General features: G+C 55.4%; 7 protein-coding genes. 4 read left to right on the top strand and 3 right to left on the bottom strand.

Annotated features, from left to right (window positions below; translation table 11 throughout):
• Positions 1-176, top strand: a 176-nt coding sequence (locus tag DXY31_RS10240; RefSeq protein WP_305791090.1) for a sigma factor-like helix-turn-helix DNA-binding protein, incomplete at its 5' end; no start/stop codon positions are given.
• Positions 177-242: 66 nt separating this feature from the next.
• On the opposite strand, the gene DXY31_RS10235 is transcribed toward DXY31_RS10240, so the two are convergent.
• Genes DXY31_RS10235 through DXY31_RS10225 form a run of 3 tightly spaced genes read right to left on the bottom strand, consistent with a single transcriptional unit; the run spans position 243 to position 5,622 of the window.
• Positions 243-1,208 carry an alpha/beta fold hydrolase gene (locus DXY31_RS10235; protein ID WP_114993685.1) on the bottom strand — a complete coding sequence of 322 codons (966 nt, stop codon included), beginning with the start codon at positions 1,206-1,208 and terminating at the stop codon, positions 243-245.
• Positions 1,183-4,476, bottom strand: coding sequence for an efflux RND transporter permease subunit (locus tag DXY31_RS10230; protein ID WP_114993643.1), 3,294 nt, complete (start codon positions 4,474-4,476; stop codon positions 1,183-1,185). Before DXY31_RS10230 ends, DXY31_RS10235 begins: the two co-directional genes overlap by 26 nt.
• Positions 4,477-4,482: 6 nt before the next feature.
• Positions 4,483-5,622, bottom strand: a complete 1,140-nt coding sequence (locus tag DXY31_RS10225) for an efflux RND transporter periplasmic adaptor subunit (protein ID WP_371639327.1) — start codon at positions 5,620-5,622, stop codon at positions 4,483-4,485.
• A gap of 731 nt (positions 5,623-6,353) precedes the next feature.
• On the opposite strand from DXY31_RS10225, the gene DXY31_RS10215 reads away from it, so the two are divergent.
• The 3 genes from DXY31_RS10215 (at position 6,354) to DXY31_RS10205 (ending at position 9,493) form a co-directional block, all read left to right on the top strand.
• Entirely contained in the window at positions 6,354-7,112 is a 759-nt protein-coding gene (locus DXY31_RS10215) for a phosphatase PAP2 family protein (RefSeq protein ID WP_114993641.1), read from the top strand.
• A complete protein-coding gene (gene mutT / locus DXY31_RS10210) occupies positions 7,099-8,307 on the top strand; it encodes an 8-oxo-dGTP diphosphatase MutT (RefSeq protein WP_371639319.1) in 1,209 nt (402 codons plus the stop codon). The genes DXY31_RS10215 and mutT overlap by 14 nt, the downstream gene beginning before the upstream one ends.
• 151 nt (positions 8,308-8,458) lie before the next feature.
• Entirely contained in the window at positions 8,459-9,493 is a 1,035-nt protein-coding gene (locus DXY31_RS10205; protein ID WP_114993682.1) for a carbohydrate kinase, read from the top strand.
• The last annotated feature ends 22 nt before the right edge of the window (positions 9,494-9,515 follow it).

Raw genomic sequence — 9,515 nt, 5'->3', positions numbered from 1 at the left:
TGCAGGAGCGTGTGTTGCGGATGCGCTACGGGATGGACGGCGAGGATCCGATGAGTCTCACTGGCATCGGTCGGGTAATTGGCATCAGCAGAGATCGTGTTCGCAACCTCGAGCGTGACGGCCTCGCTGGATTGCGACGTCTCAGTGATCAGGTTGAAGCTTATGTCGCTTGCTGAATTCTTTTAGCAGCTGACAAGTTTCAACGTTCTTTACGATAAGCCGGTTATTCTTTTGGTATTAAATTAATACTTTTCAAGTATGTTTATCAACTGTTTGTTGACTTCGTTTGGACTTTCGTCGTGCGGACAATGACCTGCCTTTTCTAATATTGTCAATGAATCAATGCAGCCGAAGCATTTGACCCACTCTTGTGCTTCAGAGATAGGTTCCCAAGGATCTTTCTGTCCCCAAATCAGATCAACGGGTTGCTGCAGATTCTCCAGCAGATCGGGTGCGAGGTGATCGTCAAACAGATTGATGAAGCCTCGGAAAGCTTCTGCGGCCCCTGAGCGTTGCGTTGGCTTGTAGAGAAGCTCAATGAGCTGGTCGTCGACGTTGTCACCGCTTGGGTAGGCCTGTTTCAGAACACTGCGGATCACACTGGGTCGCGCGGCATTTCGAAACAGAGCTGTGCTTAGCCAGCGCTGCCTCACCAGTGTCTTCAAGAGCGGCCTGATCCAGGCCATCCAGGCCGGTTGGGTTGCCAGCTGCTTGTCATCCATCAGTCGTTGAGCGCAGTCGATCAGCACCACTCCTTTGCATTGGTCTTCAAGCAGCTGCGCGGCGCGTAACGCCACGACTCCGCCAATCGAGTTGCCGACCAAAAGCACTGGACCTTGAACCACTGCCTTGCAGAAGTCGGCAACCTGTTTGCCCCAAAGATCGAAGCTATAGACAAGGGCTTGACTCTGATCTGCTTGGTCAAAAGCAGGTTGTTCGCCTGGAAGCAGCGCCTGAGGTTGGCTGCTGCCGCCAAAGCCGATCAGGTCGAGAGCATACGTAGGGGCTTGTTGCCCCAGTACAGGCAAATTGTGACGCCAGTGCTTGCTGCTGGCGCCGAAGCCATGCACCAGGACGACAGCGGGAACAGTGCTGTTCTGCTTGTGGTCTGAAGTGTCTGCATAGCACTGCCAGGCGACTTCAAGGGTGCTGCCGTCGGATTGTTTCCAGGTCCAGATTGAGTCAGCTGGCACCAGCGATTGATGCATCATCGCTGCCATCCTGCTGCTTTTGGTTGAACAAGCGTGACTCCAGACCTTTGATCACCACATAAAAAGGCGGTACCACCCCTAGAGACAGCACTGTGGCAACCAAAAGCCCACCGAAGATCACAGTTCCCAGCGACTGCTGACTGTGAGAGCCGGCTCCATTGGCCACCACTAGTGGAAGAAAACCGGCGAGGGCCGCGATCGCTGTCATCAGAATCGGACGAAGTCGCGATTCAGCAGATTCGATGACCGCTTCAACAGCAGACTTGCCCTGTTCAAGTCGTTGTTCGGCGACCTCAACGATCAAAATCCCGTTTTTGGCGGCCAGACCAATCAGGGTCACAAGCCCAACCTGAGCGTAAATATTGAGATCAATCGAGCGCAGACTCAGGAATGCCAGCGCGCCAAGCATGGCTAAAGGAACCGTCGCCAGGATGATCACCGGGGTCACGTAGCTTTCGTACTGGGCTGACAACACGAGGTAAACGATCAGCAGTCCGAGTCCAAATACCACCAAGCTGGCGTTTCCGGAGGAGAGCTGAAGCGCTGCGAGACCTGTAAAAGCAGAGCCGATGTTGGTGAAATTCTCCATCTTGAAGATCTGCTGCATGCTCTCCAGTGCCTGACCGCTGCTTTTGCCGGCGGCCTCAGAACCCTGGATCAGAATCGATCGGTACAGGTTGAAGTGATTGATCACCGGTGGGGCGCTGCTGAGATCCATGCTGGCGAACTGGGATACCTGAACCAGGCCTCCATCTCTGTCGTGAACGTAGATATCGAGAATGTCATCGAAGTTCTTGCGCTGATCAGGAGTTCCTTGCACATAGATGTTGCGGACCTGTCCGCTTTCGTAGGTGAGCCCCGAGTAGTTGCCACCAGTCACGATTGCGATGGTGTTCATTGCATCTTGGTAGTCGACGTTGAGTGCACCCATCACATCGCGGTCAATGGACAGACCAACAGCGGGAGAGCTGGGATTGAACTGTGTGAACACACTGGAGAAATCACCGCTGGCATTGGCTGTCTTGATCAGCTTTCCTGCCATCTCGGAGAGCTCGTTGAAGCCAAAGGTGCCATTGCTGAGATCGTTGAACTGGAAATAGAAACCACCCGATGGAGAAAATCCGGGAACCGCCGGTGGAGCAATGGCAATGGCAAGACCGCTGCTTAGTTCGATCAACTGCGCATTCAAACGTTCAATAATCGCGTCGGCACTGTCTTTGGCGTTTCTTCGCTCTGATAGAGGTTTGAAACCATAGAAAAACAGACCTTGGTCGGGGCTTGAACCGTTGAAGCCAGCCCCGTTGATCACGGATGCGTTGTCGATGTCCTCCTCCTTCCGGAGAATTTCAGCAATCTGAATGCCGACCTTTTGGGTCTCGATAATAGATGCACCATTCTGCAACTGGAAAATACCCATCCCATAGCCCTGATCTTCCTCAGGAATGAACGCACCCGGGATGGCTGTGAAGGCCAGCAGAGTCAGCACCATGCCTGCTACGAGCCCCGTCATTACGAGCTTTCGCGCTTTGATCAATTGTTGAAGAAGATTGGCGTAGGCCTTCTGAAGCCGACCAAAGCCAGCATTGAAACTTTCGAAAATCCTGGTGAGATTGGCACCGGCGAAGCCACCAACCAGCACCCCGGCCACGTAGGTCCAGCTCCCGAAGGAATTGGCACTGAATCTGCCGAAGGCAAGCCCGACGATCACTCCGGCAACGATCCACCCCCATCCTTTGGGTTGTCTCGGCTGCTCCTTTGGAAGGATCAGACCCGAAAGCATGGGTGAAAATGTGAGGGCATTGAACGCAGAGATTCCGATCGAGAAAGCGATTGTTAAGGCGAATTGTTTGTAAATGATGCCGATACTGCCTGGATAGAAGGCCACTGGAACGAATACGGCCATCAGTACTAAGGCTGTTGCCACTAGGGCGCCAAACAGCTCCCCCATGCATTCCATCGCGGCCTGTCGGGGCCGCATTCCTTTTTCGATGTTGCTTGAGACCGCTTCGATCACAACGATGGCGTCGTCCACGACCAAACCGGTGGCAAGCACCAGGCCAAGCAGAGTTAACTGATTGATGGAAAAACCGAAGACCTTCAGAAAGCCAAAAGCGCCCACCAGCGAGATCGGAATGGCGAGGCTGGGAACGATGGTTGCCCTCCAGTTTTGAAGAAAAAGAAACAGGATCACCAGCACCAGGATGATGGCCAGGCCAAGCGCGTCGGTAACACCTTCAACGGAGGATTCAATGAACTGGCCGACGTCGTAGATCTGATCGACCTTCACTCCCGGAGGAACAGATGCCGCGAATTGGTTCATCTGTTCAACGACTGCCTTGGAGACGTCCAGAGCATTGCTGGTAGGCGTCTGAAAAACGGCCACGGTGAGAGCTGGTTGGCTTCTTTTGTCGGTGGCCTGGATGGTGTATGTGTTGGTCCCGTAGCGCACTTCTCCGACGTCACGGAGCTTGAGAAGATTTCCAGTTTCTGTACGGCTAAGGATCAGATTCTCGAACTGTTCGATCGTGATCAGATTGCCGTTGTCCTCAACAACGATTGGATAGGTGAATGTCTGATCTCCTGAGGCTGGTGGTCCTCCGATCAATCCGCCGATCGCCAAACTATTTTGTGCCTTGACTGCCGAAATCACGTCATCGGAAGTTAACCCATTGGCAGTCAATTTGTCCGGATCCACAAATAGCCAGAAGGCAGGAGTTGCTCCGCCGTAAACCGTCACCGTTGCAACGCCTTCGACCCTCGACAGCGGGTAGTAAAGCTGCTCGTAGATCAGGCCATTGAGATAACTGATATCGAACTGGCCCTCGCTAGAACCCACCTGGTATGCCAACAGAATGGAAGGGGTGCTCTGTTTCACTGACACGCCCGTGTCCGACACTTGGCTGGGCAGCTGAGGCAGCGCCAGGCTCACCCTGTTCTGAACATTGACTTGGTCAATATCGATGTCTGTTGTTTCATCGAAATAGACACTGATCGAGCTGTTTCCCTCCATGTCGCTGTTGGAGGTGATGTAACTGACCCCGGGAGTGCCGTTGATTTGTTGCTCCAGTGGATTGGTGACGGCCTGCTCGGTTACCTCCGCATTAGCACCGCTATATCCAGAGCTAACCTGGATCACTGGATTAGCAATGTTAGGCAGGTTGGCGATTGGCAGAGTAGGGATGCTGATCACACCCACCAGCACGATCAGAATGCTGCAGACCGTTGTTAGAACCGGTCGTTTAATAAACTTGTCTGAGAAGGACATCGCTGGTTAATCCTTCTTCGTTGAACCGGCAGGCGCCACCTTCACCGGCATCCCGCTGCGCAGTTGACTGGTATTGCTGACCGCCACACTGTCTCCTCGGTTCAGCCCCGATTGCACGGGGTAGAAATTGTTCTGAAGTTGACCCAGCTTCACCTTGGTCTGCATCACGATTGGCGTTGCGGGGGGAAGCTTTTCCAGTGTTTTCTTTGTAGCTTCTGGAACATTCGCCGAGGCTTTGATCCCTGGCAGTGCTTTGCTCAGCGGAATCAACTTGTAAACGAAAGGTTGTTCCGCCTGCATCATCACGGCCTGCACTGGCACAGCGAGAATTTGCTTGCGTCCAGTGATAATTGCGCTTTTCACGAATTGTCCGGTCTTCAACTGCCCGGTCAGATTGGGGAACTCTGCTTTCACGAGCACGGTGTTGGGGGCACTGGAATTACTGCTCGTCCCGAAGTAGGGGGAGATGAACACAACCGAACCCTCTCCTTGCACAGGGGGGTCACTCTGTGAGACCACTTTCACGGTCTGGCCGATCGCCACTTCTCCTGATTGGGTGGCTGGGATCTCCATCAAGGTCCACAGGTTTGAGTTATTCACGATGCCGGTAATGTCCTGCCCGGCTTCGATGTAATCGCCGAGTTTCACCTTGTCGAGGTTGCCGATGACGCCGTCGATCGGTGAGCGCACAAATTTGTATCCCAGGTTTGCTGCCGCGGTGCGTGCCTGATCGCGTGAGGTGATCGCCTGAGTGGCGTACTGGTCACGCAGTTCGGCTGAGGTTGCTCCGTTCTGGAAGAGGAATTCGTACCGTTCGGCATTGAGCTTGTCGGTGAGGGCTTGTGCCTTGGCAGCATCCAAGGCAGCGCTTTCCTGCACGTTGTCGAGCACGAGAATCGGCTGACCAGCTTTGACTTGCTGACCCTCCTTGGCGAGCACCTGAACCACGCGGCCCTCCGTCTCTGGCATGAGAGCCACAGTGGTGGTGGACTCCAACATGCTGATGGCCTGGATGTTGGGTTCAAAGGTGGCGTCGCTGATTGTTGCCGTCTGCACCGTCAGCATCGATCGCGCAGCTTGCTTGGGCTTGCCGCAGCCTGTGACCAGTGCCACAGCGGCAAGAGTGCACAACACGGTTCGCCGCACAGAATCCCACTCGGATAGGCCGGACGTTACCTGTTTTTGCTCACTCCGCACTGCATCAGAGGGCATGCGTGCACATTTCTGGTAGCCGGTGATCGGGCAAGAAGGAATAGATGATTCGGTTTGATCCGATTGGGATTGATCAGCAAACGTGAGCAGAGATTATTTTCGAGTTGATCAGAATGTTTTGCACAGTTTTTCCACAGGACTGCAGTAGCAGATCTCAGCTTCGGGCTTGGCTTTTGGCTGAGCCAGGGGAAAAGTCTCTGATGCCTTGAGGACAGGTGCGTGAATGGTTTCTGCTTGTGAAGTGTTGCTTTTGCATTCAGGCAAAAGCCAATGCAGCACAGGCTTCTCGCGATCCTTACTCTTTTGCTCGCAAACAAGCGCTGTTTTTACAGCTTGTTTGTTGGCATGGCCTCATAGGTGGGTTGACAGTCAATGGCCTGAGTTGCGCGAGACCCTGGATGCGATTCCTATTTACATCAATGTGGAAAATCAGTTGAGGCATGATGCCATCGCAGAATTCTGCTTCTTTCAGCAGAGTTGCAACGACCCGTCGGAGGTATGTCAGACCTCGGCAGCCTGTTCTTTTGCGAGTCTTGCAGGCTTTGAAGGGTCAAGCCCCAGCGATGCTTGTGCGTTGCGGCGGACCATGGTTTTCTCCACCACGTTCTGAATCTGCTCAGAGCTCCCGCAACAGAATCAACCCTTGGAGTGAATAGGTTTGAGTGATGGGACAAACCGCTCGGCAACCATCAGTGAAGATTCCGGTTTCTGTCTTCGCTTGGGCGTTGGTCGCTGGTGTGTGCGCAGGCACAATGGCTCCAGCAAGAGCGAATCCCGCGGATGGACTTGCGCTGAATTTGGCTTCTTTGGCTGATGTGGTCGGGAAGCCACCTCTTCAGGGCAGTGATCGATTGAAACGGGATCTAGCGGTGTTGCGCTGGCAGCAGTTTGCGCGTAATTCCGAGTTGGTGGGCCATGCATGGACCTATCTCGGTCGGGAGATCGGTCGGTTCCAAGCGGCTATTGGTTCGGATTTTGAGAAAACAGCGCCACGCATCGCAGCAGGTGTGCCTCAGTTTGTGCACTTGGTTGATGAGGCCAAAAACCAGCTCAAGGTTGCACATGCCCGGTCACGACCATTCCTGACCCATCCGGATCTCAAACCTTGTCTCCCGCTTGAGTCTTCGCAGAGCTATCCCAGTGGCCATGCTGCTTGGTATGTGAGCACTAGCTTGCTCCTGGCAGATCTGCTGCCGGAACGTCGAGAGCGCTTGCTGGCGGTTGGGCATCAGGGGATGGCGGCTCGCGTGACGTGCGGCATGCATTACCCGAGTGACGTGGAAGCGGGTCAGCGGCTTGGTGAAGCTGCTGTCACACAGATTCTGCTGAGCCCTCAGTGGCAGCGGTTCAAGCGGTCGGTACAGCCAGAGGTCAAAGCATTGATGAAGCCACCTGCAGCGGGCATGCCAGTTGTGTACGACTAATGCCCAGGCTTCGGGTTTGGGTGGTGTAGGAGACCCAGCTGATTGGACCTCCGGCTTGGCTAGTGAGCTGTTGGCCTGGTGGGAGGTTCACGGCCGCAAGGACCCTGCGCTGAAGCCGTGGATGTTCACCAAGGACGGCAAATGGCCTGAACCCCATGAACCTCTCAATGTCCTGGAGTGCTGGATCGCCGAGGTGATGTTGCAGCAAACCCAGCTGCAGGTGGTGCTTCCTTACTGGCTGCGTTGGATGCAGGCTTTCCCCAGGCTTGAGGTGCTTGCCGAGGCGTCGGAACAGCAGGTGTTGTTGCTCTGGCAGGGCCTTGGCTACTACTCAAGAGCACGTCGTTTGCACGCTGCTTCCCGGTTGCTGCTCGCTGAACTGCGCCGTGATCCAGGGGATGTGAACGATTCCACGCCGTTCAGCCATTGGCCTCTCGACCCCGAGACCTGGCTGGCATTGCCCGGCATCGGCCGCAGCACAGCCGCTGGAATCCTGTCTTCGGCTTTCAACAGCCCTCTGGCCATCCTTGATGGCAATGTTCGTCGGGTGCTGGCCAGGTTGTATGCCCATTCCGAGCCTCCCCGGCGGGCGCAGGGTCAGTTCTGGGCCTGGAGTGAAGGGTTGATTGATGCCGTTCCAGGCCTGAGCCGCAATCTCAATCAGGCACTGATGGATCTTGGTGCCACGGTCTGTACTCCCCGTCGTCCTGCCTGTGAGGTTTGTCCCTGGTATGCACAGTGCGCTGCTTACGCTTCCGGTTCCCCTCAGCAGTACCCCGTGAAAGAGGCACCACGTGACATCCCCTTCCAGGTGATTGGTGTGGGTGTGGTCCTGAATGACGATGGTGAGGTTCTGATCGATCAGCGCCTGAACGAGGGACTGCTTGGCGGTCTATGGGAATTTCCAGGCGGTAAGCAGGAGCCTGATGAAGCCATCAAAGACACCATCCGCCGCGAGTTGCGCGAAGAGCTGGCTATTGAAGTCAGTGTTGATGACAGGCTGATAACGGTGGATCACGCCTACAGCCACAAAAAGCTGCGCTTTGAAGTTCATCTCTGTCGTTTGGTTTCAGGAGATCCCCAACCCCTGGCCAGTCAGCAGGTGCGCTGGGTGAAGCCCTCCGACCTGGCTGATTACCCCTTCCCTGCTGCCAATGTGCGCATCATCGCCGCACTGCGTGAGCGTCTTGCTTAATCACCTTGCCTGAGGAGTACTGCTGAAGGTTCTTGATTGCATGTTCTGCTCGTTGCTGGATCACTGAACGGGCCTTAACGCTGAACAGCGATTGCGCTGCCTGACGTTGGTGGAATTGTTGGCCACGCTGCTGTTAGCCGCTGCAGATCTGATGTCTGATTCCGCTCCGCAGGTGCTGTGTCTTGGTGAGGCCCTCGTGGATCGGCTCGGACCACTGGGGTGTGATCCTGCCTTGGCTGCGCCACTGGATTGCCACGACCGTCTGGGTGGCGCTCCTGCCAACGTGGCTTGCGCGTTGGCCCGTCTTGGCACACCGGTCGCCTTCATCGGTCGACTGGGTGCCGATGTCATCGGCAATAACTTTCAGGAGATGTTGGCCAACCGCGGTGTTGATCTGCGCGGCCTGCAGATTGATCCTCAACGGCCCAGTCGGGTGGTGTTGGTGCGCCGCGATTCCACTGGTGAACGGGTCTTTCAGGGATTTGCTGGCGACCGCGGCGAAGGCTTTGCCGATCAGGCCTTGAATCAGAGCGGTCTTGATCCGATCTGGTGTGCTCTGGCAGAGGAATCTCGCTGGCTTTTGATCGGCACCATCCCTCTGGCCACAGAGGCCTCTGCGGCAACCCTGCGCTCTGCGGTCAGTCAGGCCGAACGGGACGGAGTGCGGATTGCCCTCGATGTGAACTGGCGCCCCACTTTCTGGGATCCGTCTGCAGACCCGGTTGCAGGTCCTTCCCCGCATGCGCTGGCTCTGATCCAACCCTTTCTTGAGAAAGCCGCATTGATCAAACTGGCCAGGGAAGAAGCCGAGTGGCTGTTCAAGAGCAGTGACCCCGCGGAGATCAGTGCTTCGTTGCCGCAGCAGCCCGATGTTCTGGTGACCGATGGCGGTCAGCCGGTCCGTTGGTGTATGGCCGGCCATCGCGGTTCGATGCCGGTTCTGGCACCGTCTCAGATTGTTGACACCACTGGTGCTGGAGACGCTTTCACGGCAGGACTGCTGCATCAACTGGTGACACTGACCCCTTCAACTGGCCAGCCACTTCAGCTCAGTTCTGCGGTTGTGGAACAGGTTGTGCGCTATGCGGCCGCCTGTGGTGCACTCGTCTGTTCCGGTGCAGGGGCGATTGATCCGCAGCCTCTGCCAAGCATGGTGATGGAGTTTCTCGATCAACTCCATTCTTGAATGTTCTGGTCTTTGATCTGAT

The sequence above is a fragment of the Synechococcus sp. UW179A genome, from assembly GCF_900473965.1.
In the GTDB taxonomy this organism is placed as follows: Bacteria; Cyanobacteriota; Cyanobacteriia; order PCC-6307; family Cyanobiaceae; genus Synechococcus_C.
The sequence above is the reverse complement of the archived record's forward strand: the minus strand, read 5'-3'. Positions and strand labels throughout refer to the sequence as shown.

Coding starts and splice junctions, on each gene's coding strand:
- DXY31_RS10230 (WP_114993643.1), bottom strand. CDS start 4,476: ATGTCCTTCTCAGACAAGTTTATTAAACGACCGGTTCTAACAACGGTC.
- DXY31_RS10215 (WP_114993641.1), top strand. CDS start 6,354: ATGGGACAAACCGCTCGGCAACCATCAGTGAAGATTCCGGTTTCTGTC.
- DXY31_RS10235 (WP_114993685.1), bottom strand. CDS start 1,208: ATGCATCAATCGCTGGTGCCAGCTGACTCAATCTGGACCTGGAAACAA.
- DXY31_RS10205 (WP_114993682.1), top strand. CDS start 8,459: ATGTCTGATTCCGCTCCGCAGGTGCTGTGTCTTGGTGAGGCCCTCGTG.